35 protein-coding genes and 2 tRNA genes are annotated in these 25,116 nt (G+C 66.5%); 29 read left to right on the forward strand and 8 right to left on the reverse strand.

All coding sequences use genetic code 11. The features are described 5' to 3' along the window. Positions 1 to 202: 202 nt before the first annotated feature. The 3 genes from V7Z82_RS05630 (at position 203) to V7Z82_RS05640 (ending at position 2,037) form a co-directional block, all read left to right on the forward strand. Positions 203 to 898, forward strand: a complete 696-nt coding sequence (locus V7Z82_RS05630) for a hypothetical protein (protein WP_334148885.1) — start codon at positions 203 to 205, stop codon at positions 896 to 898. Positions 899 to 903: 5 nt separating this feature from the next. Further along, positions 904 to 1,257: a hypothetical protein gene (locus tag V7Z82_RS05635; RefSeq protein ID WP_334148887.1), complete on the forward strand. Its 354-nt coding sequence runs from the start codon at positions 904 to 906 to the stop codon at positions 1,255 to 1,257. 378 nt (positions 1,258 to 1,635) lie between these two features. Continuing rightward, a complete protein-coding gene (locus tag V7Z82_RS05640; protein ID WP_334148889.1) occupies positions 1,636 to 2,037 on the forward strand; it encodes a hypothetical protein in 402 nt (133 codons plus the stop codon). A 97-nt stretch (positions 2,038 to 2,134) separates the two neighbouring features. Here V7Z82_RS05640 and V7Z82_RS05645 read toward each other — a convergent pair whose 3' ends face one another. Beyond that, the gene (locus tag V7Z82_RS05645; protein WP_334148891.1) at positions 2,135 to 2,650 is read right to left on the reverse strand and encodes a hypothetical protein; all 516 of its coding nucleotides are present in this window, start codon (positions 2,648 to 2,650) and stop codon (positions 2,135 to 2,137) included. Between the two features lie 485 nt (positions 2,651 to 3,135). On the opposite strand from V7Z82_RS05645, the gene V7Z82_RS05650 reads away from it, so the two are divergent. From V7Z82_RS05650 to V7Z82_RS05690, 9 genes are all read left to right on the forward strand, one after another. After that, positions 3,136 to 4,131, forward strand: coding sequence for a restriction endonuclease (locus V7Z82_RS05650; RefSeq protein WP_334148893.1), 996 nt, complete (start codon positions 3,136 to 3,138; stop codon positions 4,129 to 4,131). 625 nt (positions 4,132 to 4,756) lie between these two features. Continuing rightward, positions 4,757 to 5,953: a sigma-70 family RNA polymerase sigma factor gene (locus V7Z82_RS05655; RefSeq protein ID WP_334148895.1), complete on the forward strand. Its 1,197-nt coding sequence runs from the start codon at positions 4,757 to 4,759 to the stop codon at positions 5,951 to 5,953. An 83-nt stretch (positions 5,954 to 6,036) separates the two neighbouring features. Then, positions 6,037 to 6,522, forward strand: a complete 486-nt coding sequence (locus tag V7Z82_RS05660) for an FBP domain-containing protein (protein WP_334148897.1) — start codon at positions 6,037 to 6,039, stop codon at positions 6,520 to 6,522. Between the two features lie 51 nt (positions 6,523 to 6,573). Next, positions 6,574 to 7,371, forward strand: coding sequence for an enoyl-CoA hydratase/isomerase family protein (locus tag V7Z82_RS05665; protein WP_334148900.1), 798 nt, complete (start codon positions 6,574 to 6,576; stop codon positions 7,369 to 7,371). 117 nt (positions 7,372 to 7,488) lie between these two features. Beyond that, on the forward strand, positions 7,489 to 8,493 hold the full coding sequence (locus tag V7Z82_RS05670; RefSeq protein WP_334148902.1) for a hypothetical protein: 1,005 nt from the start codon (positions 7,489 to 7,491) through the stop codon (positions 8,491 to 8,493). Continuing rightward, entirely contained in the window at positions 8,490 to 9,284 is a 795-nt protein-coding gene (locus tag V7Z82_RS05675; protein ID WP_334148904.1) for an inositol monophosphatase family protein, read from the forward strand. The genes V7Z82_RS05670 and V7Z82_RS05675 overlap by 4 nt, the downstream gene beginning before the upstream one ends. A 121-nt stretch (positions 9,285 to 9,405) precedes the next feature. After that, entirely contained in the window at positions 9,406 to 10,608 is a 1,203-nt protein-coding gene (locus V7Z82_RS05680) for a M23 family metallopeptidase (RefSeq protein WP_334148907.1), read from the forward strand. Between the two features lie 68 nt (positions 10,609 to 10,676). Further along, positions 10,677 to 10,748, forward strand: a tRNA-Thr gene (locus tag V7Z82_RS05685). Positions 10,749 to 10,785: 37 nt separating this feature from the next. Beyond that, positions 10,786 to 10,859 (forward strand) — tRNA-Met (locus V7Z82_RS05690). Positions 10,860 to 10,897: 38 nt separating this feature from the next. Here V7Z82_RS05690 and V7Z82_RS05695 read toward each other — a convergent pair. After that, entirely contained in the window at positions 10,898 to 11,158 is a 261-nt protein-coding gene (locus V7Z82_RS05695; protein WP_334148909.1) for a DUF6458 family protein, read from the reverse strand. Positions 11,159 to 11,268: 110 nt separating this feature from the next. After that, positions 11,269 to 11,979, reverse strand: a complete 711-nt coding sequence (locus tag V7Z82_RS05700; protein ID WP_334148911.1) for an META domain-containing protein — start codon at positions 11,977 to 11,979, stop codon at positions 11,269 to 11,271. 137 nt (positions 11,980 to 12,116) lie between these two features. On the opposite strand from V7Z82_RS05700, the gene V7Z82_RS05705 reads away from it, so the two are divergent. Continuing rightward, positions 12,117 to 12,743 (forward strand): MSMEG_1061 family FMN-dependent PPOX-type flavoprotein, encoded by a 627-nt coding sequence (locus tag V7Z82_RS05705; protein WP_334148913.1) that lies wholly within the window; start codon positions 12,117 to 12,119, stop codon positions 12,741 to 12,743. A gap of 18 nt (positions 12,744 to 12,761) precedes the next feature. After that, positions 12,762 to 13,688, forward strand: coding sequence for a PDR/VanB family oxidoreductase (locus V7Z82_RS05710; protein WP_334148915.1), 927 nt, complete (start codon positions 12,762 to 12,764; stop codon positions 13,686 to 13,688). A 26-nt stretch (positions 13,689 to 13,714) separates the two neighbouring features. Here the strand turns inward: V7Z82_RS05710 and V7Z82_RS05715 are convergent, their stop codons facing one another. Then, on the reverse strand, positions 13,715 to 14,389 hold the full coding sequence (locus V7Z82_RS05715) for a GntR family transcriptional regulator (protein ID WP_334148917.1): 675 nt from the start codon (positions 14,387 to 14,389) through the stop codon (positions 13,715 to 13,717). A 116-nt stretch (positions 14,390 to 14,505) separates the two neighbouring features. On the opposite strand from V7Z82_RS05715, the gene V7Z82_RS05720 reads away from it, so the two are divergent. The 5 genes from V7Z82_RS05720 to V7Z82_RS05740 all read left to right on the forward strand — a co-directional run bounded on the left by V7Z82_RS05720 (position 14,506) and on the right by V7Z82_RS05740 (position 18,006). Next, positions 14,506 to 15,597, forward strand: coding sequence for a mandelate racemase/muconate lactonizing enzyme family protein (locus V7Z82_RS05720; RefSeq protein ID WP_334148919.1), 1,092 nt, complete (start codon positions 14,506 to 14,508; stop codon positions 15,595 to 15,597). Positions 15,598 to 15,620: 23 nt separating this feature from the next. Then, complete coding sequence (locus V7Z82_RS05725) at positions 15,621 to 15,956, forward strand: L-rhamnose mutarotase (protein ID WP_334148921.1); 336 nt, start codon at positions 15,621 to 15,623, stop codon at positions 15,954 to 15,956. A 77-nt stretch (positions 15,957 to 16,033) separates the two neighbouring features. Then, positions 16,034 to 16,219, forward strand: coding sequence for a hypothetical protein (locus tag V7Z82_RS05730; protein ID WP_334148923.1), 186 nt, complete (start codon positions 16,034 to 16,036; stop codon positions 16,217 to 16,219). An 11-nt stretch (positions 16,220 to 16,230) separates the two neighbouring features. Next, complete coding sequence (locus V7Z82_RS05735; RefSeq protein WP_334148925.1) at positions 16,231 to 16,401, forward strand: CsbD family protein; 171 nt, start codon at positions 16,231 to 16,233, stop codon at positions 16,399 to 16,401. An 87-nt stretch (positions 16,402 to 16,488) separates the two neighbouring features. Next, on the forward strand, positions 16,489 to 18,006 hold the full coding sequence (locus tag V7Z82_RS05740; protein WP_334148927.1) for an MFS transporter: 1,518 nt from the start codon (positions 16,489 to 16,491) through the stop codon (positions 18,004 to 18,006). Between the two features lie 11 nt (positions 18,007 to 18,017). Here V7Z82_RS05740 and V7Z82_RS05745 read toward each other — a convergent pair whose 3' ends face one another. Beyond that, positions 18,018 to 18,578 carry a MarR family winged helix-turn-helix transcriptional regulator gene (locus V7Z82_RS05745; RefSeq protein WP_334148929.1) on the reverse strand — a complete coding sequence of 187 codons (561 nt, stop codon included), beginning with the start codon at positions 18,576 to 18,578 and terminating at the stop codon, positions 18,018 to 18,020. Next, positions 18,578 to 18,817 (reverse strand): hypothetical protein, encoded by a 240-nt coding sequence (locus tag V7Z82_RS05750; protein ID WP_334148933.1) that lies wholly within the window; start codon positions 18,815 to 18,817, stop codon positions 18,578 to 18,580. Before V7Z82_RS05750 ends, V7Z82_RS05745 begins: the two co-directional genes overlap by 1 nt. A gap of 128 nt (positions 18,818 to 18,945) precedes the next feature. Here V7Z82_RS05750 and V7Z82_RS05755 point away from each other — a divergent pair, with 128 nt between their 5' ends. Beyond that, positions 18,946 to 19,389, forward strand: coding sequence for a MarR family winged helix-turn-helix transcriptional regulator (locus V7Z82_RS05755; RefSeq protein WP_334149158.1), 444 nt, complete (start codon positions 18,946 to 18,948; stop codon positions 19,387 to 19,389). A 73-nt stretch (positions 19,390 to 19,462) separates the two neighbouring features. Further along, positions 19,463 to 19,792 carry a DUF7882 family protein gene (locus V7Z82_RS05760; protein WP_334148935.1) on the forward strand — a complete coding sequence of 110 codons (330 nt, stop codon included), beginning with the start codon at positions 19,463 to 19,465 and terminating at the stop codon, positions 19,790 to 19,792. A gap of 10 nt (positions 19,793 to 19,802) precedes the next feature. On the opposite strand, the gene V7Z82_RS05765 is transcribed toward V7Z82_RS05760, so the two are convergent. Further along, the gene (locus V7Z82_RS05765) at positions 19,803 to 20,078 is read right to left on the reverse strand and encodes a LysR family transcriptional regulator (RefSeq protein ID WP_334148936.1); all 276 of its coding nucleotides are present in this window, start codon (positions 20,076 to 20,078) and stop codon (positions 19,803 to 19,805) included. Between the two features lie 147 nt (positions 20,079 to 20,225). Between V7Z82_RS05765 and V7Z82_RS05770 the strand changes: the two genes are divergently transcribed. From V7Z82_RS05770 to V7Z82_RS05800, 7 genes are all read left to right on the forward strand, one after another. Continuing rightward, positions 20,226 to 20,801: a HutD family protein gene (locus tag V7Z82_RS05770; RefSeq protein ID WP_334148938.1), complete on the forward strand. Its 576-nt coding sequence runs from the start codon at positions 20,226 to 20,228 to the stop codon at positions 20,799 to 20,801. A 140-nt stretch (positions 20,802 to 20,941) separates the two neighbouring features. Beyond that, positions 20,942 to 21,382 carry an Asp23/Gls24 family envelope stress response protein gene (locus V7Z82_RS05775; RefSeq protein WP_334148940.1) on the forward strand — a complete coding sequence of 147 codons (441 nt, stop codon included), beginning with the start codon at positions 20,942 to 20,944 and terminating at the stop codon, positions 21,380 to 21,382. 96 nt (positions 21,383 to 21,478) lie between these two features. Beyond that, the gene (locus V7Z82_RS05780) at positions 21,479 to 21,652 is read left to right on the forward strand and encodes a CsbD family protein (protein WP_334148942.1); all 174 of its coding nucleotides are present in this window, start codon (positions 21,479 to 21,481) and stop codon (positions 21,650 to 21,652) included. A gap of 59 nt (positions 21,653 to 21,711) precedes the next feature. Further along, entirely contained in the window at positions 21,712 to 21,978 is a 267-nt protein-coding gene (locus tag V7Z82_RS05785) for a GlsB/YeaQ/YmgE family stress response membrane protein (protein ID WP_334148944.1), read from the forward strand. A 187-nt stretch (positions 21,979 to 22,165) separates the two neighbouring features. Then, the gene (locus tag V7Z82_RS05790; RefSeq protein WP_334149160.1) at positions 22,166 to 22,666 is read left to right on the forward strand and encodes an RNA polymerase sigma factor; all 501 of its coding nucleotides are present in this window, start codon (positions 22,166 to 22,168) and stop codon (positions 22,664 to 22,666) included. Next, complete coding sequence (locus V7Z82_RS05795; protein ID WP_334148947.1) at positions 22,663 to 23,283, forward strand: hypothetical protein; 621 nt, start codon at positions 22,663 to 22,665, stop codon at positions 23,281 to 23,283. Before V7Z82_RS05790 ends, V7Z82_RS05795 begins: the two co-directional genes overlap by 4 nt. Then, positions 23,265 to 23,630 (forward strand): hypothetical protein, encoded by a 366-nt coding sequence (locus V7Z82_RS05800; RefSeq protein WP_334148949.1) that lies wholly within the window; start codon positions 23,265 to 23,267, stop codon positions 23,628 to 23,630. Before V7Z82_RS05795 ends, V7Z82_RS05800 begins: the two co-directional genes overlap by 19 nt. 84 nt (positions 23,631 to 23,714) lie before the next feature. Here V7Z82_RS05800 and V7Z82_RS05805 read toward each other — a convergent pair whose 3' ends face one another. Next, positions 23,715 to 24,569, reverse strand: a complete 855-nt coding sequence (locus tag V7Z82_RS05805; RefSeq protein WP_334148951.1) for an SDR family oxidoreductase — start codon at positions 24,567 to 24,569, stop codon at positions 23,715 to 23,717. Positions 24,570 to 24,661: 92 nt separating this feature from the next. Here V7Z82_RS05805 and V7Z82_RS05810 point away from each other — a divergent pair, with 92 nt between their 5' ends. Further along, positions 24,662 to 25,027 carry a winged helix-turn-helix transcriptional regulator gene (locus tag V7Z82_RS05810; RefSeq protein WP_334148953.1) on the forward strand — a complete coding sequence of 122 codons (366 nt, stop codon included), beginning with the start codon at positions 24,662 to 24,664 and terminating at the stop codon, positions 25,025 to 25,027. The last annotated feature ends 89 nt before the right edge of the window (positions 25,028 to 25,116 follow it).

The raw sequence follows: 25,116 nt of genomic DNA on the forward strand, positions 1-25,116 counted from the left end.
CTCGTACGCGTACGTCACCGCTTGTCACAGCGAGGGGTCCCCTGTGCTGTTCTATCAGGGCAAAGTGACCCTCGGTACAACCGAAGCGACCGGGCCAAAGCAAGCCTGGCCCGGCCCCGAGAGCACCGTGAACCTGCGTCGAAACGGTAGCTACACCGGTACTTGGCGCTGCATGGCGAAGTAAGAAAGACAGGAGAAGAAGATGAAGAAAAGAACACCGATCATCCTCGTAGCGAGTGCCGCACTCGTTGCTGCACTCGCTGGGACCGCGTCGGCCGCCTTCGCGCAACCCGCGCCCACGGTCGACTCCGCACAGCTCGTCAACGAGCCGAAGGCGGAGACCATCGCACCCTCAATCTCCGACCTCGCACAGACCGTCCTGGACTCTACGGCCAACGAGGCAGGTTCCAATCTCTTGCGGGGAGCTGGAAGCGCCGAGGCTCTGGTTGAACAGAAAGCGCTGAATCGCACGGTGGAGTCTGGTGCGGTGAGCGAGGAGGACTACGAAGCGAACCACCAGATCTACGTGGAGTGCCTGAACGCTGCTGGATTCACGCCGGAGTTTCGTCAAAGCTCGGACGGGTTTTACGTCCAGCTTCCGTTCCGCAACGTCGCGGACAGCGAGCAACTGGATCTTGCGCTGACCGACTGCGCTACACATACGACAGCCATCGACATGATCTTCCGGCTCCAGGAGGCCAACCCGCAGCTCCTCACCGATTCGCGCGCAGTTGCAGTCGGGTGCCTCGCGGACGGAGGCTACGTAGCATCGTCCTACTCCGCGGAGCAGTTCGAGCAGGATTGGCTCAGCGATGACTTCCCCTTCGACGCCACTGAGGCCGGTCCAAACGACTGCCTGTGGGGAGCTGGCTACGGATACTTCGCGGAAGAAGGATGACGATGATGTCAACAAAGAAGCGCGGCTCTGCGCTGCTCGGCATGGGGACGTTGCTCCTCGCTGCGTTGTTCGCGGTTGGAAGCGGTCAAGTAGCGTTCGCCGGTGCCGACTCGGGAACGACAGGAAAGGGCAAGATCGTCACCCCTACCTCGTCGCCATACATCTCGTACGCGTACGTCACGGAGTGCCGGGGCTTCGGTGGAGGCGCATACATCTGGCAGTCCAAGGCGACCCTCGGCACCGACGTGGCGTACGGGCCCACCTACACCGTTACTGACGGCGACAGCCAAGTGACACTACGCAAGAACGGTTCCTACGGGGGATCGTGGCGTTGTATCAATAAGGCCCCAGGAGTGTGACAATCCGGGTGGTGGCCGCTTCTGAGTACAGAAGCGGCCACCACCTCTCGTCGTGCAGAACCCGCTGCACGCCCGAAACGCGGCGTTTCTACACGGGCCGTGAAGTTCCGAGGCCGTGAGCCTGAACTTCGGCTTTGGGAGGCGCCTCAGGCCTGACCTCTGGATCGCAAGCTCTTGTGAACTTCGCTCAGTCGGTTGTCGCGGGGACGGCACCTCGATGGCTGAGGCGAGCCTCATCTCGGCTAACGCTCTTACAGAGATTGAGACAGATTGCGCTGAAATCGGCGCGCACGTCGGCCCGCGATGCGATCTGAACCTGGGTGAATGACGTCACCGGACTGGATTGGGCCCTACACGGACGGCGTTTAGCCTGGACAGATGGATGCACGCCGCGAACTGTCCGCGCTCGCAGCTACTGGCGCCCTCCTGCTGATACTGACGGGGTGTGCGCCATCGGCGGTCGATGCGATACTCACCAGCGGTGAGCCGGCAGGGCCCCCTGCAGGTATGACTGCCGACCAGCTCGACATGGTGGACCCTGACACCATCCGGTCCCTCGGCGAAAGCAGTGGTGGCGCTCAGTTCTTTGTTGCTGCCAGTTCCGACCCGGCAGTCCCGATCTGCATCTACGCTAACCGAGGCGAGTTCCAGAACACGATGGCATGCGGTTCCTTGCCCCTTCGGATGGGTGCGGGAGCCGTGAGCGCTGAGCTCAGTACCGCGGAGGGCGAAGCGAGCCGGGGAGAGCGCGTCGGAGAGTTCCTTCGTGTCTTCGAGTGACAGCGTGGCAGCTGCTTCACTTCGCTCGGACAATCCCGCCATTTTCTGGTCGGCTGCTCGCTCTATGCGCTCGGCGGAACCTCATCCGCGGGCGTGCTTACTGTGCGTCCACGGCGAACGTTGTCCGCGCGAAGACTATAAGGGCGATGGTGATGGCAACTGACACGGCCGCGGCGACTATGGTCCACCGCAACCGGAACTGCTCCTTCATCTCGCGCGTCCTCCACGAGAAGATCGCGCCGCCGAGAGCAAGAAGCACTGGCATCAGCGAAGCGAGGTACGCCCACAGTAGGGCGCCAACCTCGCTGTCCGATTCCAGCCCGAGTCCAGTGAAGCCGAAATAGAACCAGGCGATGGGGAGGGCAAATCCGCCAAGCACCCCGGTAGCCATCGTCATCACCACGTCTTGTACGCCGACGACGGGGGAGGCCGCGTGCAGGAGCAGGCCACCGATCACAAGGGCGAACCCGAGAAAGAATGGCCAGCTGTGGACGAGGTTCACTCTTTCGAGTGCAAGTGAGCCGGTCCCGAACAAAACGAGGTGTGCTGCCGCGATCACACACCCAACAATCACTGCACCGCTCGATGCCCAGTTGCGGCGTGCCGTGCTCACTTGCGTACTTGAATCAGCCACAGGTGCACCGTACCGGGTCGTCAGGGCGGAGAGCTGCGTACGAGCCTGCTTGCCGTCGTTCTAGCCCCCAGGGCAGTCGCACTCGCTACCGCTGTAGCACTGGCACACCGAGTCGGTGTAGTCGGCTCTGGTGGTGGTGAGCCTGACGTCGAGTTCTCCAAGCGGGACGATGTCTTCAATGCCGTCCAGCACTGGGATGTTCGGGCAGTCTGCAGGACCGGTCTCGATGAGCTCTTCACCTCGCGGGAAGGTCAGAGTGAAGCACACCGCTGCTTCGCGCTGCGTGTACCACCAGCCTCCGCCGGTCTGCGCGCCGCCGAAAGCGAGCAGCGCCCGGCCTCTATCGGCATCCTTGTGATTCGCGCGACATGCCCCCGGGGCTCTGTTTTGCCCAGACGGCGATGCAAGTGCAGAAGTAGGGACACGAGGCTCCGACATTCGCACGGGTCGTGTAGAACAGTTTAATGGCGGCAATTCCTCTTGACTGGCGACGAAAATACCGCGAGTTGGAGAAGCTCCCCCCGCATGCGCCTCGCCTTGAGAAGATTCGACGTGGCCAGGACTTCGAAGTCGTGCTATCCGCTATGTTCGCTGAGGCAGATTTGCAGCCGCGGCTTCGGTATCGTCCGCAAGGGGAAGAGATCGACGGGTCCATATGGCTCGACGGGCGTACGATCCTTATCGAAGCCAAGTGGACCAAGGACCCTCACCCCGCATCGAGCATCTACCAGTTCAAAGGCAAGGTCGATGGCAAGCTTGTCGGCACCATCGGACTTTTCATCAGCATCAGCGGATTCAGCAAAGACGCTGTCGATGCGCTCGTCCTCGGCAAAGAACTGAACATCGTCCTTGCTGACGGCGCAGATATGCGGGCCCTCGTGGACAACCGCATCTCAATCGTCGAGATGCTTCGGAGCAAGCTCCGCGCGGCTGGTGATACGGGAGATGTGAACTGGACGTACGAGGCCATCGAGGCCTCGGGCGGATCTGCCATCCGTCCAACGCTTCAACCCCCTGTGCGGCGGATCATCGTTGTGGAAGGGCGGAGCGACATGCTCTACCTCCAGACCATCAGAAGACTGTTCGGCTTCACGGACCCGGTGACGTTTGTCCCAGCGGGCGGCGCCCTGAACGTCCCACGCCAAGTTCGAGCGCTCTCGCAAAGTGCTGAACCTGTAATTATCACCGCCATCGTAGACGCCGACGTCGATCCACGCTTCATCGATGAGATGCAGGCAGAGTTCCATGGGCGGTCGAACGAGACTGACGCACGGATTGATCTCATCACTGCGAACCCTGACCTTGAGTCCGTACTAGGACTATCGCGGGAAGCTGGTGCGTGGGCGCGCCTGCAGGGTCCTCTGGGGCTGTACCTCGAGGAAACCCTCACAGCAGAGGGTCTCCTTGCGCGTGCGAGAGACGACAAGTCGCTCAGCGCGATTCTCAGGGCAATAGCGTGAAGTGGTTCATCCGGCCGCGCTAGTGTGAGTGAGTCGAAGGGGAGTGTCAACTCAGGGCTCTGTGCGGAAATGGCAGGACCGTGTGACGGCAGGACCGTTCCGCGGGCGGAGTACAAGGACAGCACTCGTCGCGACCGATACACACCTAGTTGACGACCTCGCTGACGCGACGCGACCGAGCCGTGGTTTCAATGGCTTCAGAGTCTGAGCCAACTGAACGTTCCGGGAGTGTTCCACGACGAGATCGAACCGCAGTACGCGATCTCGGTCACGCCCGGTGAGATTCGCGGCTACCTGCAAGCGGCACGGAGGTCGCGCAGCTGGAGGAATAACGCTCGCGCGCCAGAGGATCTGCCCGCGTACATGGTGTGCATGACCCCTGAAGACTCAAGGCATCGAAGAGAACCGAGAACACCCCACCACGAAAGCCCCCGGTCTCCGGGGGCTTTTCTCGTCTCAGGTCGACGATCTCCTCGGTTTCGCGTCATACACTCTGTTGGATCGAGTCCAGGTATGAGGGGGCGCTGACGCATCGCGACAGCGCTCTGAATGCACGCCGACCGGGGGAACACATGCTCGTCATCCGAAGCGCACCATCTGCACGAGCTCTCCGATGACAGGGGGAGTGCCACGCGGCCCTCGCTCGCTCGAGGATGCGCAGGACCAAGACCTCGTCGCGCTGGTCAGGGCAGGGGATGCCGCAGCCTACGCGACCCTGTGGAAGCGGCACTCCGGCTCCGCGTACGGCGTCGCCCGCACCTTCACCCACCTCGATGCGGATGACCTCGTGTCCGAGGCCTTCGTCAGGGTGCTCGACGCGATCAAAGCGGGCGGCGGCCCCGTCCGGGCGTTCCGTCCGTACATCACGATGACCGTTCGGAACGTCGCACGCAGCCTCCACGTGCGCGAGGCCTCCCTCGTCGATGCCGATCTGGAGTCGCGACGCACCGAGGTCCCGAACGGCGAGGATGCGGCGGTCGTGCGCTTCGAACGCGACGTGACGCTGGAGGCGTTCGACTCCCTCCCAGAGCGGTGGCAGCAGGTGCTCTGGTACAGCGAGGTCGACGGCCTCAAGGCGGCCACGATCGGCAGGATCTTCGGCATCCCCGCGAATGCGGTCTCGGCACTGCTCGTCAGGGCGAGGCGGGCATTCCGCGATGCCTGGGTATCGGCCCACTCCGCCGCGGGGGCCACGCCGGAATGCACGGCGACCATCCGCGATCTCGGTGCCTTCATCCAGCACCGACTGTCGAGTCGACGGCGGGGCGCGGTCGAGGCCCATCTCGCCACCTGCGAGAGCTGTCGAGCAGCGCTTGCCGAAGCCAGGCATGCATCGTCGATGATCCTCCTGCTGCTTCCGCTGGTCACTGCGGCTGCCGCGCATGCAGCGCGGGTCGCGGCGGATACCGCACCCCAGGCGCTCGGCTCGCTCGCGGCGGCTCGGGTGGCAGCGGAGCGAGCAAAGTCGCTGCCTGCTGCGAGCGCATCCGTTCCAGGCGGCACTCTCGTTCTGGGCTGGGCTGCCGGAGCCGTGCTGGTCGGCGCGATGACAGCGGGGATCGTGATCGGGCAGGGTGCGACGTCGGAGGCGGCTTCCGTGCGTCCAGCCGTGGTGCTGCCAGCGGCATCCTCCGGCGCGGAGCCGACTGAGGAGGAGGGCGCGACGGCATCCGTCGGAGGAGACCTCCTCGACGTCGGAGCCTTCTCCGATGCGCCTCCCGAGGCATGGGTCGCGCTCAGTCGCACGGCGAAGCCTCCCGAGGCAGAGCGAGAGACAGCGCCGGCTCCTCTCCCGGAGCCAGACACCGACCCGCACGGCTGAATCTCACGACGTCTTCGGCGAGGATTCGCGAGCGGCCCCCGGCGCTGATGCGTGTCGCGGCGCTGCCTTCATAGACTGGGCGAATGCGAGCGCTCACCGAGACAGACGTGCGGGCTTCGTTCGTGAACGCGGACCCCGACGAGCTGCGGGTCATGGAGATGCCCCACGACTTCGTCCTGACGGACTGGGACTACCTGGACTTCTTCGCCTGGCGGGATCCCAGCGTGGGCGGTCGCGGCTACATCCTCGTCCAGCACGAGGGAGCGGTGGTCGGTGTCGTCGTCCGGGCGTCGGGTCCGGGGCGCGGCCGTTCGGGCATGTGCAACATCTGCCACACGATGCAGCCGGGCAATCAGGTCACGCTGTTCTCCGCACGTCGAGTCGGTGACGCAGGCAAGCGAGGCGATTCCATCGGCACCTACGTGTGCGCCGACCTGTCCTGCCACGAGAACGTTCGGCTCGCGCATCCGCTGGCGCCGAACGAGGTGCGGACCGCGGGCCAGGTCGACTTCCGCATCGACGGCACTCGCCGACGGATGGAGCGGTTCATCGCGCGCGTCTGGGAGTGATGCGATCGCGGTTACGCTGGACGGAACCGTCCTGTGCTCGAAGGAGACGCCATGAACGATGCCATCCTGTTCGCCGTCGATGAGGGGCTGGCTCGGCTCACGCTGAACCGCCCGACACGACTCAACGCGTTCAACGCCGATCTCGCCCACGCATGGCGGGACGCGACAGCGGAGGCCACCGCTCGGGACGATGTGCAGGCGATCCTGATCGATGCCACGGGCCCGGCGTTCTGCGCAGGCGGCGACGTGATCGACATGGCCACCTCGTTCGGAGGACCCGAGGACATCACGGCGCTCGCCGAGGTGATCAATGCGGGGATCCGCTCGCTCACGGAGTCGTCGGTTCCCGTCGTCGCTGCCGCACACGGCACGACGGCAGGTGGGGGCCTGGGCATCCTGCTCTCCAGCGACTACGCCGTCGTCGGGTCTCGCTCCCGCCTCGGGAGCCTGTACGCGAACATCGGTCTCACGCCTGACCTGTCGGTCTCGGCGCAGCTCGCACGTGCCGTCGGTCAGCGCCGGGCGCTGCAGCTCGTGCTGCAGGACCGCCTGCTGAGCGCACAGGAGGCGCAGGACTGGGGCCTGGTCGCGGAGTCGGTGGAGGGAACGGATGCCGCAGACGAGGCGGCGCTCGTGCGCGCCAGGGGTGAGGAGATCGCCCGGTTCTGGCTCGCCGGAGCAGCGGATGCGTACGGCCAGGCCAAGCGGCTCGTGCGGTCGCAGCCCGAGCGCACCTTCGTCGAGCAGCTGAGCGAGGAGGCACGCTCGATCGGCGCGGCCATGGGCACGCCCGAGGCGCAGGCGCGCATCGCGGCCTTCGCTGCAGCGTCCGCGAAGAAGGGCGCCTGACCCGGCCTGCACAGGCAGGCGATCCGTACGCACTCCGCACAGAGTGTGTCGGGGTCCGCGGCTTCCGGACGCCCGCGTGGCAGGATGAAGGCACCGCAGCTCGACGAGAGGACCGCCATGTCTCAGCCGCAGATCGCGAACACCGGCAAGACCAACACATCCCTGCTGATCAGAGGGGCCATCTGGATCGCGATCGGTGCGCTCATCGCGGCGGCGCTGGTGTGCGTGGTGTGGGTGCTCATCGGCGACCAGGACGGGTTGATCGGGCGTGCCTTCCTCACGATCCTGCTGCTCGCCGCATTCGCGGGGATCGCCATCCTTGAGGCCGGGCTCGCGCCGAATCGACCGGACTGGCTCGCGCTGGCCAGCATGGTCACCTGGATCGTCGCGCTGCTGGTCGGCGCGGTGAAGATCTGGCTGCCGGAGGACGGCGACTACTTCGGTGGAGCCGAGCGGTTCTTCCAGCTGCTGGTCGTCGTCGGGATCCTGCAGCTCGCGCTGCTGCACGTCCGCCTGTTCACCCCGGCGGCGCAGCGGCACATCACCACGTTCACACGCATCATCTACATCGCGACCATCGTGTTCCTCGGCGGCCTCGTCGCGCTGCTCGTCTTCTTCCTCACGTTCCCGCACACCTTCGACTACAGCGAGCTGTACTGGCGGATCGTGGTCGCACTGACGATCCTCGCGGCTGTCGGCACCACGCTGATCCCGCTGCTGAACGCGCTGTTCGCACCGAAGCGGGAGTCGTCCTCGGCTCGCGCCGCTGCTGCACGCGCCACGGCCGCTCCGGCATGGCCCACCTTCGCTGACGGGGTCACGCCGCTGCCGGCGCTCCCGGATGCGTCGCCTGACTGGAACGCGTACTACACGGGCTACCCCACGGTGCCGCAGCAGGCACTTCCGAGCGCCCCGGCATCCTCGTTCCCGGTTGCGAGCCCTCCCGTGCCCCCGGTCCCGCCGGCGCCGGGTTCCTTCGGCGGCGGCCACACCGCTGCGACCTCGCAGCCGACGCCTCCGGTCCCGCCGGCTCCGGAGGTGCCGCAGCCTCCCGCCCCGACGCAGGGTGACGCACCTTCGTTCCCGCCCGCTCCGCCCGCGGCCCCCCAGCCGCCGCAGTGACCCTCGAGATCGAGCTCGGCGAGCTTGCCGCCAGGCTCGCACGAGAGGCCGGTGAACTCGCGCTGCGGCGCCGCCGTGACGGCGTGCAGCTCGCGGCGACCAAGACCACCCTCGCCGACATCGTCACCGAGGCCGATCGCGAAGTCGAGAACGTCATCAGGGCCGCGCTGCGCGATGCACGACCTGAAGACGGATTCCTGGGCGAGGAGTCGGGAGCGGAACCCGGTGCGAGCGGCATCACCTGGGTCGTCGACCCGATCGACGGCACGGTCAACTACGCCTACGGCATCCCGGCGTACAACGTCAGTATCGCCGCCGTCCGCGGAACCCCGGAGCCCGAGTCCTGGGAGGCATTGGCGGGCGCGGTCTATGCGCCAGCGCTCGACGAGCTGTTCACCGCCGTGCGTGGAGGCGGTGCATGGTTCGACGGCAGCCGTCTCTCCGTGAACACCGAGACGCCGGCCGGCGCGCTGCTCGCCACCGGGTTCGGCTACGACCCGTCAACGCACGACGGAGACATCGAGACCGTGCGGCGCGTGATGCCGATCGCGCGTGACGTGCGCCGGATGGGAGCGGCCGCTCTCGACCTCGCGTACGTCGCGGCCGGTCGTTTCGACGGCTACTTCGAGCGGGGCCTCAAGCCGTGGGATCACGCAGCCGGTGCGCTGCTGGTGCAGGAAGCAGGGGGAGTCGTCACGCGACTCGATGTCGACTCGCCGCGCCCCATGCTGATCGCCGCCGGACCACAGGTCCACGACCAGCTGCTGGCAGCGATCGGCGTTGACGCGTGATCGGTTCATGGCATTCCCAGCCTCCACAGGGTAGGGTTTACGGGATCGTTATTTCCGTCCCCCGAAGATGGAAATGCTCAGAATCCCCCCGAGTTTGACGCGCGACCCGAGAGAATCACTTTTGCCCTTCGAGAACCCCCAGGCTGACGCTGCGCTCACGCGACGCTCCGGCCGGAACCGCACTGCGGCCTTCACGGCCCCCGCGGCGGGAACGACGGCACCCGACTCCACCGACGCTGCTGCGGCTCCGACCGCAGCGTCAGCCCCGCTTTCGCGTCGGGCCGTTCGTGAGCGGATGATCCTCGACCTGCCGACCGTTCCAGCCGCCGCCGAGTCCGCTCCGGCAGCTCCCCGTATCCCCACTCCCGCAGAGCTTCTGACTGAGAACGCCGAGACGCCCGCGTCCCTGTTCGAGGCAGACACCGCCGCATTCGAGTCGACGACGACCGATGACGGCGCCGACGCGTTCGAGCAGGCTTCCCGCGCCTTCCGCACGGTGACCGGACCGCTCCGCACCGGCAGCGCATTCGTTCCCGCCGAAGACATCGCCGCCGAAGCGGTCGTCGCGCACGTGGTCCCGCGCCGTCGCGGATCACGCAAGTTCCTCACCATCGGCGCCACCGTCGGCGTGATGAGCCTCGCCGGCCTCCTGGCCGTCTCGATGACGCTGCCGGCTGAGGCCGTCGCGGCCTCGCAGGGAACCTCGGTCGCCGCGACCTCGTTGGTCGCTGCATCCGGCTCCGAGAAGACCGCGGCAGCGGACGACGAGATCCAGGCATTCGTCGCACCGTCGGGCGTCCAGAGCGAGTCGCTCGCTCGCGGCGACGACTTCAGCACGGTCTCGCTCGTCGACGTCGCGTCGGAGCAGGGCATCAACTACTCCAACGAGATCTTCACGAACGACCCTGAGGCCGCGATCCAGTGGCCGTTCATGGTCGGCGTCGGCATGAGCTACGGCTACGGCATGCGCAGCGGACGCCTCCACGAGGGCATCGACTTCGTGCCAGGCAACGGCGCGCCCGTGCAGGCGATCGCCGATGGCACGGTCCGCATCGCGACCGAGCAGGGCGGCGCCTACGGCGTCACCGTGTACATCGATCACGTGATCGACGGACAGGTCATCACGAGCCACTACTCGCACATGCAGTACGGCTCGCTGCAGGTCGCCGCGGGTGACACCGTGACGGTCGGAACCGTCGTCGGCAAGACCGGCAACACCGGACGCTCCTACGGCGCCCACATGCACTTCGAGCTCATCGTCAACGGATCGACCATCGACCCGCTGCCGTGGCTCCGCGAGAACGCGGGTCGGTACTCGTACTGACCGGCTCGATTTCATGAGGACGCCACAGTGATGGTATTCTCGTACGGTTGCCCCGCGAGGGGCAGCACGCCCCGATAGCTCAGTGGCAGAGCACTTCCATGGTAAGGAAGGGGTCGTCAGTTCAATCCTGACTCGGGGCTCGCAAGCATTCTTCTCACACGCGGACGGATGCCTCGCGGCAGGGTAGCTCAGCTGGTTAGAGCGCACGACTCATAATCGTGAGGTCGCGGGTTCAAGCCCCGCTCCTGCTACAGAGAAAGCCCCGGCCGAGCCGGGGCTTTTCTGCATCTCAGGCGATGGTGTCGTCGTTGCGGACGCTCCGCCGCGTCACGCGCTCACCGGTCGCTGGATCGACGGACGTCCGCGCGACGGTGTCGGTACGACGGCTCCGCATCACGAGGATGAGGCTGATCAGGAACACGACCACGCCGGCACCCATCAGGATGTAGCCGATCAGGTCGAGGTTCACGTACCCGCCGGTGTCGATGTTCACTGCGAAGGCCAGGATCGCTCCGATGACGAAGAGCGCGATGCCGCTTCCGATACCCATGTGTCCATCCCTCTCTGGAGACCGAGGCTTCGGTCCGATACGAGAACACTAGGACGCATCGCGCCGGAGTCAACCCTCATGGACACTGCGATCCACGGATGGTATCGGCGTCAGCGCGCCGGCTGCAGGCCCCCGATGGCCGAGCCCTGCTCGCCGTTGACGTACATGTAGCCCTCGATGATGTCGGCCGAGCGACCCCTGCTCAGCCACGAGTCGACCCCCTCGCACACGTTCGTCGTCAGTGGGGAGAGCGTCCCGAGATCGATCCTGCCCTCGGCATCCTGCGTCCAGCGGCCGCTCAGGTCGTTGCATCCGTCATTGCCGGCGACACCCCCGTCCGCTGAGAACTGCAGGAACGGCGTGCCGCCGACGCTCGCCTCCCACTCGCCGACTGGGTCGGGGAGTGGTGGCGGCGTCTCAGCGGGCACCTCGCCGTTCGCGATGCGATTGTTGCGTTCGTACATCCCGGCCAGCCCGACCTGGAAGACGATGCTGGTCGTGATCGCCGACGCCAGGATGAGCGCGATCCCCAGCAGCGGACCCCAGTGGGTGGGCTTCCGCTTGATCCGAAGCACCACCGCAGTGACAATCGCCACCGCGATGGAGACGCCGACCGCCCACGGGTACGCCGCTCTGGCGCCGAAGCTGAGATCCAGATCGCAGTCTCCCTCGCAGCCGACGCCCGAGAACGACTCGAAGAGCTGCGCCCAGGAGATGAAGAACAGGATCACCGGGATCAGCACCCAGAGGCCGATCGCCAGCCCCGGAGGACGTGCGCCGACGTCGTCCGGCTTCGAGGGGCTGGTCGTCTCCGCGAACATGCCGCCGAATCTAACATCGAGGCGCCTCTCCGGCAGTGCAGCACACGCGGCGCGATGTGGTGGCAGCACACTCCGCACGGTGGATGCTGTGCCGCGGCGACGCTGACGTGGCCTCTGCCCTCGGCTACCGTCGAAGTATGGACACCTCCGCGTTTCCCGCTGTCGATCTGGCGTATCTCCGGTCGATCCTCGGTGAACCCGAGGCTCCGACGACGCAGAAGATCACCGACTTCCTCGACGACAACTGCCTGACGTTCCTCGCGCACTCGCCGTTCTGCTGCCTCTCGACGTCGGATGCCGCCGGCAACTGCGACTGCTCGCCGCGGGGTGACTATCCCGGATTCGTCCGAGCGATCGACTCCCGGACCGTCGTCATCCCGGACCGACTCGGCAACAAGATCGCCGACTCGATGACCAACGTCCTCGACAACGGTCACGTCGGACTGCTGTGCTTCGTGCCGGGCATGACCGAGACGCTCCGCATCAACGGCACGGCGACGGTGACGAACGATCCGTCGCTGCTCGCGATGCTCGAACAGGACCACTCCGTGCCCGACCTCGCGATCGTGGTCCGCACCGAACAGGTCTACCTGCACTGCGGACGCGCGCTGCTGCGGGCAGGACTGTGGGATGCCGAGATGCAAGACCTCGCTGCCGAGGTGCCCACCTCAGGCGCGATCTGGGCGAGCATGTCGGGCTATGACCCGAGCGTCGGCGACGTGATCGACGACGCGATGGCCGGCTCCTACCGGGCGCTCTACTGAATGCGCTCCCGTGCAGGGATGCTCTCGCTCGTCGTGCGCGAGATCATCACCGAGACTCCGTCGATCGTCAGCATCCGGCTCGAGGCCGAAGACGGCTCGGCGCTTCCGCCGTGGCAGCCGGGCGCGCACATCGACGTGCAGCTCATCACTCGGCACGAACGGCAGTACTCGCTGTGTGGCGACCCCGCCGACATCACCGCGTATCGGATCGCCGTGCTCCGCGAACCGTTCTCGCGGGGTGGCTCGCACTACATCCACGGATTCCTCCGGGTCGGCAGCCGCGTCTGGGTGCGGCCGCCGCGGAACCTGTTCCAGCTCGCGCCGGCGCCTTCGTATCTGCTGCTCGCCGCCGGCATCGGCATCACGCCGATCCTGTCGATGGCGCGGCATCTCGCTGCCGAGGGCGCGGACTGGCGGATGACGTATCTCGTCCGGCGACGCGAGGACCTCGCATTCACGGATGAGCTCGCGACGCTCGGCGATCGATCGACGACGCACATCAGCGCGGAGGTCGGACGCCTCGACCTCGCTGGTCTGCTCGCGGGCATCGCGCCGGGCACCGCCGTCTACGCGTGCGGCCCGCAGACCTTCATCGACGCACTGACAGGACTCGGTGGGGTGCTGTCGGATGGCAGCAGCATCCACGTCGAGCGCTTCGAGCCGAAGCCGCGCGAGCACCTGCCGAATGACGTGTTCTCGGTCGTGTGCACACGCTCCGACGTCACGGTCGAGGTGCCGGTGCAGCGATCGATGCTCGAGGCTCTGCAGGGGGCAGGCGTCCCCGTCGAGGGGTCGTGCCTCCGTGGCATCTGCGGGTCGTGTGCGCTGAGCGTCCTCGATGGCACTCCGGAGCATCGCGACTCGCTCACCGGCGATGACGCCTCGACGACGATCTACCCCTGCGTGTCTCGGTCGATCTCGCCGACGCTCGTCGTGGATGCCTGAGGGCTTCACCCCCGACGCAGCGCAGCTCAGTCGATGACCTGCAGCAGGCGGTCGCGCGAGCGCTCGATGTGCGTGCGCATGGCGGTCGCTGCAGCATCCGGATCTCCCGCGGAGATCGCTTCGGCGACGGCGGCATGCTCGTCGACGGTGTCGGTGACGTACGCCCCCGTGTAGGCGAGCCGGAAGGTGTGCAGGTGGCAGTGCGTGCGGGTGTAGGCCAGGCGCACCGTCTCGTTCCGCGCGGCGCGGAAGACGAGATCATGCAGACGCACATCGTGCTGCGAGAGCAGGCGGTATGCGTTCGCATCGCCGATGGCGGAGCGGCCGGTGGTCACCTCCTTCGAGAGCTCGGCGACATCTGCTGAGGAGCGTCGGGCTGCCGCGTTGGCTGCCGTTCCCGGTTCGAGCAGGAGCCGGAGCTCGAAGAGCTCCTCGAGTCCTCGGCGGTCGAGGAGCTCGGTCGTGCGATAGCCGCGGAGCGGCAGCTTCTCGACGAGCCCGTCGGATTCGAGCCGAGCGAGGGCCTCGCGCACGGGGGTGGGAGAGACGTCGAAGTGTCGGGCGAGCTCACCGGCGTTGATCCGAGCGTCCGGCGGGAACGTTCCCTCCAGGATCGACTGCTGCAGCGCGCCGTAGACCTCATCGCCGAGCATCGTGCGCGCTCCGGCGGAGAAGGACGGCAATTGATCGATCGCAGACATCCGACCTCCTGCTTGACAGAGCGAGCGTGTGCCATCAGCATAGCCTTTGAAAGATCAAATACGATATTTCAAAAAAAGTCGGAACACCTCGTCCCTCCAGAGCCGGAGACACCCAGATGACCAGCACGATCACCGATGCCCGCGCGTTCCTGGTCGACGTCGCGGTCGAGACCGAGCGCACGGATGCCGTGCAGAGCTTCGTATCGCAGGAGACGATCTTCGTCGAACTCACGACCGGCGACGGCCTGCATGGCCTCGGCTACTCCTACACGATCGGGACGGGAGGTCGCGCTGTGCTCTCGATGCTCCGCGACCATCTTCTTCCGATCCTGCTCGGCCTGGAGTCCGACCGTATCGAGTCGATCTGGCACCGGCTCTTCTCCTCGACCCGTGCGACGACGACTGGCGCGATCACGTCGCTCGCCCTCGCCGCGGTCGACACGGCACTGTGGGACATCGCCTCCCGCCGCGCGGGGCTGCCTCTCTGGCGGCTGGCCGGAGGATTCCGTCGCGACATCCCGCTCTACGACACCGAGGGCGGTTGGCTGCACCTCGAGACCGACGCGCTCGTCGCGGGTGCCCTCGCCTCGAAAGCCTCGGGGCTCAACGGCGTCAAGGTGAAGATCGGCAAGCCGAACGGTCAGGAGGATCGAGAGCGCCTCACTGCCGTCAGGGAAGCGGTCGGGCCGCGGTTCGACATCATGGTCGATGCGAACCAGTCCATGACGAGCGCCGAGGCGATCCGCCGGGCGCGGCTGTTCGACGGACTGGACCTCGGCTGGATCGAGGAGCCGCTGCCCGCCGATGACGTCGAGGGACACGTCCGACTGGCTGCGTCCACGTCCACGCCGATCGCGGTCGGCGAGTCGATGTACTCGATCGCCCAGTTCCGCGAATACCTCGATCGTGGTGCGGCAGGCATCGTGCAGGTCGACGTGGCTCGCATCGGCGGTATCACCCCCTGGCTGAAGGTCGCGCACCTCGCGGAGTCGTTCAACGTGCACGTGTGCCCCCATTTCCTGATGGAGCTGCACGTGAGCCTTGTGGCCGCAGTCCCGAACGGGCGCTATGTCGAGCACATTCCGCAGCTGCGTGCGATCACCCGCACCGGCATGACGATCGAGGACGGCCGCGCGCTCGCCCCCGAGGCGCTCGGTCTCGGCATCGACTGGGATCGCGACGCCATGGACGACCGAGTCGTCGAATGATCCCGGAACGAGGAAGGAGCAGCATGCGCATCGCACTGCACTCGGTGATCATCGACGGCGCGATCGACGACTATCGGTCTCATCACGCCAGGATCCCGAGCGATCTGCGCGACCTCTTCGGCGACGCCGGCATCCAGGACTGGACGATCTGGCGTTCCGGACGCGACCTGTTCCACCTCGTGGAGTGCGACGACTTCGAGGCCGCGATGCGCGTCGTCGACGCCGCGCCGGCGAACGAGGCATGGCAGGCCGAGATCGGTCGATTCGTCGAGGACTTCCACGGTGCGGACGGGGAGGTCGGATTCGCGCCGATCGAGCAGGTCTGGGCGCTCTCCGATCAGCGGAGTGCCGAGGTCTGAGCCGACGGGTCCTGATCGCCTCGTTTGTCAATTAGCTAGACCGGCTAGTAATATATCTGCCGAGGGAGGTGAGCGACATGACGACGATGGCAGACACCGGTTCTGTGAGCCGCCCCGTCATCCCCGCTCTCCTGACGGCCGCCGACCTCGCGCCCGTCTCGGCCCGACTGGCTGTCGGGCGCGACACCGGCCTCGCGGCCGCGCGAGTGCCGATCCGGCGCTCCTTCGGCGTCCTCCGCCGCTCTTCGACCACCGCAAGATGAAAGGAGCCCCCATGGGACTCGATGACAAGATCAAGAACGCCGCAGAAGACATCGCCGGCAAGGCGAAGGAAGCTGCGGGCAAGGTGACCGGCAACGAGAAGCTCGAGGCCGAGGGCAAGGCCGACCAGGCCAAGTCCGACGTCAAGAAGGCCGGCGAGAACGTCAAGGACGCACTCAAGTAATATCCAGTCGGAAGCATTTCGGGGAGGCGGAACACCACCGCCTCCCCGAAGTCCGTCTTGGCGCAGTACCAGCTAGAGGAGAAGAGCATGTCGGAACCCAGCACCACTGAATCCCTCTGGCGTCGGCTGGTCAGGCGCCTCCGACCGGCGGCGGACGAGCCGAGACGCCTCACCGTCGAGGACGTCACGGTGGTCGATCGCCCGATGCTCCGTCGCGCCGTCGCCGGCACCGTGGTCGGCAACCTCATGGAGTGGTACGACATCGGCGTCTACGGCTATCTCGCCGTGATCATCGGTCGGGCCTTCCTGCCAGACGCCTCAGCCGGTGCGCAGTCGCTCTTCTCGCTCGGCGTGTTCGCCGTGACCTTCGTCGCCCGCCCGCTCGGCGGCATCGTGCTCGGCCAGCTCGGCGACCGGATGGGCCGACAGCGTGTGCTGGCCTTCACGCTCATCATGATGGCTGCCGCGACGTTCCTGATCGGCGTGCTGCCGGACTTCTCGGTGATCGGCATCTGGGCGCCGATCCTGCTCATCGTGCTCAAGCTCGCGCAGGGATTCTCGACCGGCGGCGAGTACGCCGGAGCCACCACCTTCATCACCGAGTACGCGCCAGACCGCCGCCGCGGCTTCTACGCCTCGCTGCTCGACCTCGGCTCGTACATGGGCTTCGCGATCGGCGCCGCGTTCGTCTCGATCCTGCAGCTCACGCTGTCCGCCGACGTCATGCAGGGATTCGCCTGGCGCATTCCGTTCCTGGTGGCGCTGCCGCTCGGCCTGATCGCGATCTACTTCCGTCTGAAGATCGAGGACACCCCGGCGTTCCAGGAAGCCCAGGATGCTGCGGCCCGTGCGTCCGACGAGGCGCAGGCGTCAGCGGATGCGCCGAAGGGCGTGCTCGCCCTGATCCGCGCCTACTGGCGTGAACTGCTCACGGCGTTCGTGCTCGTCGCCGCAGCGAACACCGTCGGCTACGCCCTCACCTCCTACATGCCGACGTACCTGACGGGCACCCTCGGCTACGACGAGGTGCACGGCACGCTGCTCACGCTCCCGGTGCTCGTCGCGATGGCGCTGTGCATCCCGCTCACCGGTCGGCTCTCTGACCGCATCGGGCGCAGGAAGGTGCTGTTCATCGGCTCGATCTCGGCGATCGTGCTGGCTGTGCCCGCGTTCCTGTTCATGATGCACGGCGAGATCTGGTCGACCGTGCTGGGGCTCGTGCTGCTCGCCTTCCCCGTCACGTTCTACGTCGCCAACCTCGCCTCGTCGCTGCCGGCGCTCTTCCCGACCTCGTCGCGCTACGGCGGCATGGGCATCTCGTACAACCTCGCCGTCGCGCTGTTCGCCGGCACCGCGCCGGTCGTGATGGAGGCGCTGGTGCAGCTGACCGGCTCGTCGCTCGCGCCGGCGTTCTACGTGATCGGCACCTCGATCGCCGGGTTCATCGCCGTGGTCGTGCTCAAGGAGTCGGCGCGGCGCCCGCTGCCCGGCGCCATGCCCAGCGTGCAGACCGAGGAGGAGGCCGTCGAGCTCGTCGAGGGACAGGACGACAACCCCGATCTCGACCTCGACGAGCTGTTCCCTGAGCGCACCGAGACGAGCTGAGGAAGCGTCGATCAGTCCTCGGCGGAGTCCGAGTTCTCTCCGTGCGATCGAATGACGTCACGCAACTCCTGATCGAGGTCTGAGGCCTCCTCGATCGCTGAGGTCATTCCGGCGAGGAAGCGGGTCACGATCGCGCGCTCCTGATCGGAGAGCTCGTCGACGAGCGCGAGCATCCGCCGGTGCATCGCCCCGAGCGTCTCCTTCACCTCTTCGTCGCTGCTGACGGTGGGAACCACGACGCCGGCTCGGCGATCGGTGGGATGCGGCTCTCGACGCACGTGACCGCCCTTCTCGAGGCGATCGATCAGGGTGGTGGTCGATGCGGTGGAGATGTCGAGCATTCGGGCGATGTCGATCGGACGCACGATCCGCTGTGCACGCTGTTCCTTCAGCAGGAAGCGCAGCGCCATCAGATCGGTCTCGTTCATGCCCATCGAGACGCGCGTGCGCGCCCGCATGGCAGTCTCGGCGCCTCGGTATCGGCGCAGCATGTTGAGCACATCGACCGTGCTGGCAGACTGCGCGTCGGGGTACCAGTAGCCCGACGCTGAGAACTCCTCGGGGTGTGCCATCAAGCGACCTCGCTGTCGTCGTGCGTGCTGTTCAGTTCGCGTTCGAGCATCTCGGTCGCGCCGACTTCGACCTCAGCCGGGACGATCTGCATGACGCCGCCGGTGATGGCGTCGTTCTCGGCCGTGATGATCTGCTCGAGACGCCAGATCGGAACGGTTGGGAACCGCTCATGCAGACGATCGAGCATGTCCGAGTACGAGATGTACCCGGCATCCTGGAGAGTGAATCGCTCAGGCATGGCGTCCTTTCCCGACCGCAGACCTGTACCAATCATCGCACCCCGGGGGAGGGGCTGATGCCTAGCCCGCCTGGTTACTTGCCTGTCGAGTAGCATGGTTCCGACGGCAGCAAGGGGCGGTGAGCGAGATGGTGCAGGACACGCGAGTCTCGACAGACGATCTCGTGAGCGGGGTCGAGGAGTTCAGGCGAGCCGATGCGCAGCTGACTCGGCGCCTGGCGGCGATGCGAGCCCCCAATGATACGGATCGCGCTGCTGTGCGCTTCATCGCTGCGGCGCCGGCCGATGCGCCGGTCACGCCGGGGAGTCTCGCCACGCACCTCGGGGTGAGCACGGCTGCGATCACGAGTCTCATCCGCCGTCTGCAGGAGCGCGGACAGGTGGTGGTGGCTCGCCACCCCGACGACGCCCGCTCCAAGGTGCTTCGAGCGTCCCTGCGCGATCTCCATTCCCCAGTCGACGATCTGGGCAGACGCGTCGAAGCGCTGGCTGACGAGTTCAGCCCGGAGCACCTCGAGGCCGTGACCCGGTTCTTCCGGCGACTTGCGGAAGAGGTCGCGGAACTGCCCTAGATTGTTCTGTTCCATTATTGCTAGCTAATCTAGTAATCTAATTCTCGAAGCAAATCTGCACGAGGAGAGGGCTATGGGACATCTGACATACGCGAACAATGCCGCCCCCATCGAGATCGCCGATGAGATGCTGGCTCACCTGCGGGCCGTGACCGTCACGAAACTCCGTCGCGGGGAGTCGTTCGCGTTGACCGTGCCGACGAACAGTCATGCATTCGAGACCCTCTGGATCCATGCATCGATCCCGATCCAGTTCGCGCTCGACGTCAGCGTCCGGCTCGAGCGCTCGCTGCTGGCTTCCATGATGGAGGCCGCCAGCAGCTCCGGAGGCCTCGACCTCGGGGATGAGCGACTCGCGATCGGTGTCCAGGCTGCGCGCCCGCTGCATGCGATGAGCGCCTGAAGCGATCTGATCAGGCGGTGATGCGATCCGCGTAGTCGCGCATCTCGGCGCGAACCGAGTCGACCTCGTCGAGGATCTGCCGCGCCCGCTCCTGCAGGTGCCGACCGGCCGGCGTGAGCTCCACTCGACGCGTGCTGCGGGTGAACAGCGACATGCCGATCTCCTGCTCGAGTCGTCCGATCTGCACGCTGAGCGGCGGCTGCGACATGTGCAGCCGCCGAGCCGCGCGACCGAAGTGGAGCTCGTCGGCGACGGCCATGAAATAACGCAGTTGACGAAGCTCCATGAGGGCACGATACGTGCTTCGTGTTACCGCGCTGTTACGCGCGGATTGCGAGCGAAACGCAATGAATCTGGCTTGGAAATCGCCTTTGAACTGGGGTTGTCTGAACGTATTCTCTGATGACGAAACACCTCGATCTGAAGGACCGACATGACGCACCGCGCCCGCGCCGACCTCGGGATCGTCCGCCCATCGGACGTCGCCCCCACGCCGTGGGCCAACGGTGTCGGGGTCACACGCGTGCTTGCTGCGCGACCTGCCTGGCGCATCAGCCTCGCTGAGATCGAGGGGCGGATGCCGTTCTCGCCGTTCCCGGGTGCTGATCGGGTGCTGATCCCACTCGGCGTCGAGGGAGTGACCCTCGCGATCGGCGAAGAAGAGCGGTTCGTCCCCCAGCACGCAGGAGCGGTGTTCCGCGGCGAGGACCTCGTCTTCGCCGACACCGGTCGCGGCAGTGGCTCCGTCGTGACGTTCATGACCCGGCGGGAGAGCGGGCGGATGCGGTGGCGCGTCCGCAGGGTCGACGGGGCGATCACGGAGGAGGGCGTCGACGTCGCGGTCGTGCTCCGCGGGGACGTGATGGTGGGAACCGAGGCGTTGCCGCCGGGCACCGTGATCGGCCGAGAGCTGCTCGCCGACGTCGAATCGCGCGCCGGGGGCACGGTCGTGCTGATCCATCTCATCGCCCATCGAATGGCCTCGCCGATCAGCCTGCCGTTCCCCTGAGCGGCACCCGGCTGCTCCCACCGGAGAAGAACTTCCGACGAATTCGTGACGTTCTGCCACGCTCATCCGTCTTAGTGGTGTCGCTGCTCTGCGACCCGCACTCCGAACCGGAGGCGGACACATGGATGAAGGAGCTCACGATGGCGAATGTGACTGGTGGCACCCAGCCCAAGGCCCAGGTTCTCGCCCCGCAGCAGGGGAGCGCCACAGGAAAGACGACGATCGAGGACGGCGTGGTCGCGAAGATCGCTGGCATCGCCGCTCGTGAGGTCAACGGCGTCTACGCGCTCGGCGGCGGAGCCGCCCGCATGGTCGGAGCGATCCGCGACGCACTCAACACGACGGATCTCTCGCAGGGCGTGCGCGTCGAGGTCGGCGAGACGCAGATCGCGGTCGACGTGACGATCGTCGCCGACTACCCCGTGTCGCTGCAGCAGGTCGCAGACGACGTACGCGGTGCTGTGCACCGCGCGATGGTCGAACTCGTCGGCATGGATGTCACCGAGGTCAACGTGACGATCAACGACGTGCACGTCCCCGCTGACGACGACGACGACACCATGGAGGCCCGCGTCCTCTGACGCCGCGGTCGCTGGACGGAACGAACTCGCGGAGACGGCTCCGCGAGAGGATTCGTCTTCGAGTTCCGAGGACGAGCTGAGAGAGGAAGAGAACGCATGAGTGCTGAAGACAAGATCAAGGCCGCTGCCGAGAAGGCAGTCGGCAAGGTCAAGGAGACCGTCGGCAACGTCACGAACGACGACAAGCTCGTCGCGGAAGGCAAGGCCGAGCAGGCCAAGGGCAACGTCCGTGACGCTGCCGAAAACGTCAAGGACGCCTTCAAGAAGTAACGGATGCCGGGGAGGGGCTGAGCCCCTCCCCGCTCCTCCCGCATCGAAAGGACACTGCAATGGGCTTCTTCGCCTTCCTCCTCCTCGGACTGATCGCCGGAGCGATCGCCAAGGCCATCCTCCCCGGCAAGCAGGGCGGCGGCTGGTTCATCACCCTGCTGCTCGGCGTCGTCGGAGCCATGCTCGGCGGCTGGCTCGGCGGGCTCCTGTTCAATGCCCGTGTCGACGAGTTCTTCTCGCTCTCCTCGTGGCTGCTCGCGATCGGCGGTTCGGTCCTGGTGTTGCTCATCTACGGCCTGATCACCGGTCGCCGCTCGAAAGCGTGAGGAAACCGACAGAGTCGGTCGCGCAGACGCGCCGCCCGGACAAGCTGGAGCCGATGCGCTCCGGTCCAATCCGGCGGCGCGTCCGCTCCGAACCTGAGAAGGAATCGAGCGAAGGAGTCGGAACGTGAGCGAACGCTTTCGCAGCGCACTCGCGCAGGCGGACGATCGGATCGTCGCCGGCCGAGCGATGGACGGCGACGTCGACGCGTTCGCGGTGCTGGTGCGCAGGTACACGCCGATGATGCGCGCGTACACGCAGCGGATGCTGAACGCGTCGTCCGACGTCGACGACGTCGTGCAGGAGGCGTTCGTGACCGCTTGGCAGCGATTCGGCGAGCTCGACGACCCGGCGAAGGTCAAGAGCTGGCTGATGCGCATCGTGAGCCGCAAGGCAGTCGATCGGATCCGAGCCATCCGGCCACTGCTCGATGTCGACGACATCGACAGCCCGGCACCGCCGCACGCGTCGCCTTCACAGGTGGTCGAGGTGCGTGCGGGAGTCGCAGCGCTCGGCGCCGCCTTGAAGGAGCTTCCCGATGCGCAGCGCGAATGCTGGGTGCTGCGCGAGATCGGCGGGTACTCCTATGAGGAGATCGCCGAGGAACTCGGCATTCCTGCCACCACCGCTCGTGGCCTGCTGGCTCGAGCCCGGAGATACATGATCGTACGGATGGAGGAGTGGCGATGACCGATGAGCACGAGATCCCCGAGCCGCACCGACTGAGTCTCGACCCCACCGACCTCGACGGGCACACGCTCGAAGAGCTCATGGACTACCTCGAATCCGGTCGGCAGCCGATCGATCCCTCGATCGAGGAGTCGCCGGGCTGTCAGCTGGCGTTGGACGCACTCGAACGCCTGCAGGGCCTCGGCGATCAGCTGATCGAAGCGGATGCCGCGGCACAGCCGGAGGTCGACGCGAGCTGGGTCGACCGCATCCTCGACGGGATCGCCCTCGATGCGCGCGCCGGTCGCCGGATCCCCTTCGAATCCGAAGATGCGGGCATCGACCTCGGGATCACCGAGGGCGCGGTGCGTGGCCTGATCCGCTCGGCGGAGAACGCCGTACCGGGTCTGCTGGTGGGGCGCTGCCGTCTCGACGGCGACGTGACGGAGCCCGGCGCGCCGATCCGCATCGAGATCGACGCGAGCGCGCTGTACGGCGAGCCCATCCTGCGCGTCGCCGACCGGCTTCGCACCGAGGTCGATGCCCGCTTGCGGGCGCATTCCGACCTGCACATCGACGCGATCGACATCAGGATCACGGACATTCGGGAGGTGTCGTCATGGACGGAACAGCGCTGAGACCGGCCGAGTCGGATGCGGCGCTCGCCGCTGAGATCGAGGCGATCGTTCGGGCGACCGCCGGAGTGCGCAACGTGTACCGATCCGGGTCGCTGGTGTCGAACGTGATCGGCGCCGGCGCCGTCGCGCTCGGCGTGCGCCGCAGCGATGAGCCGCTCGTCGCCGTCGCCCGAAGTGACCTCGGCGTCTCGGTCGCGGCATCGATCGGCATCGACTTCACCGCAGATGCCGGCGACACACTGCGTGGGGTGCACGAGGCGATCGACGCGCTGCTCGCCACCCGGGCCACGCCGCGCGAACGCATCACGCTCACCGTGGTGTACATCCAGTCGCGAGAGGCCTCCTGAGCCGCGACCCTGAACGCAGAAGGTGCCGTCTCCGCGGGAGGAGACGGCACCTTCTGTCTTCGATTGCTCGGTGTGCTGCGCGGCTCAGGCGATCTCGCGCAGCCCGTCGACGAGCGGCGTGGTCGGACGGCCGATCAGACGCGCCAGGGTGCTGTCGGTGTCGGCCAGGGCGCCGTTGCGGATGCCCGCATCGAGAGCCACGACGAAGCCGACCGTGCCGGCATCGAGGCCTGCGGCCTGCAGCGAAGCGGTCTGCTCCTCGGTGGAGAGCTGCTGGTACTCGACCGGACGACCGGTGACCTCTGCGATGGCCGCTGCCAGGTCGGTGTACGTCCATGCGACGTCGCCGCCGAGTTCGTACGCCTCGCCGATGTGGCCGTCCTCGAGCAGCACGACGGCTGCGGCATCCGCGAAGTCCTTCCGGCTGGCCGATGCGACCCGGCCGTCGCCGACACCGGCCGCCAGCACGCCGGTTTCTGCGGCGCGAGCGAGGTCGGCTGCGTAGTTCTCGGTGTACCAGTTGTTGCGCAGGATCACGGCAGGCAGTCCGGATGCCGCGATGAGCTCTTCGGTCGCCTTGTGCTCGGGTGCGAGCACCAGGTCGCTGGTCGGCGCCTTGGGGGCGCTCGTGTAGACGAACTTCGTGACGCCTGCTGCCGCGGCCGCGTCGATCACGGCCTGGTGCTGGGCGACCCGGCGCCCGACTTCGGAGCCGGAGACCAGGAGCACGGCGTCAACGCCCTCGAGGGCGGCGGGGATGGTCTCGGGGCGGTCGTAGTCGACGACCGCGACCGTCACGCCGAGGGCGCTCAGATCCGTGGCCTTGGCGACGTCGCGCACGCCGGCGACGATCGACTCCGGGGATGCGCCGCGCGCGAGCAGGCGTTCGATGACGAGGCGGCCGAGCTGGCCGGTGGCGCCGGTGACGAGGATGGTCATGAGGGTCCTTTCGTAAGTGACATCTCCGACAACCGACTCGTTCTGCGAAACCTTCCGATCTGCCGGTACCCACTTTGAAGTAAGGTACCTACATGACGGTGAGTTTTGCGCAGATAAAGGCATCGACCCCCCTGGTCTTCGAACAGGGCTGCGGCACGCGGGTCATCCTCGACCACATCATGAGCAAGTGGGGCGTCCTCGTGCTCTCCGCCCTGTCCGACGGGACCCGGCGCTGGGGCGAGCTGCGCCGTGAGGTCGACGGCATCAGCGAGAAGATGCTCGCGTCGACGCTGCGCACGCTCGCCGAAGACGGCCTCGTGCACCGGGAGTCCTTCCCGGCGGTGCCTCCCCACGTCGAGTACAGCCTGACGCCGCTCGGTCGGGACCTGATGGAGCGGATGCTGCCGCTGATGGCCTGGGTCGCGGACCATGCCGATGGGATGCTCGGACGCGACTGATCTGCGAATTCAGTTGTTCTCATTAGTATGAAAAACGGAATCAGTCGTTTGCAGAAAACGATTGACTCGAAACCGCAGTAGCTCTACTG

This window comes from Microbacterium sp., from assembly GCF_036823965.1.
Classification (GTDB): domain Bacteria; phylum Actinomycetota; class Actinomycetes; order Actinomycetales; family Microbacteriaceae; genus Microbacterium.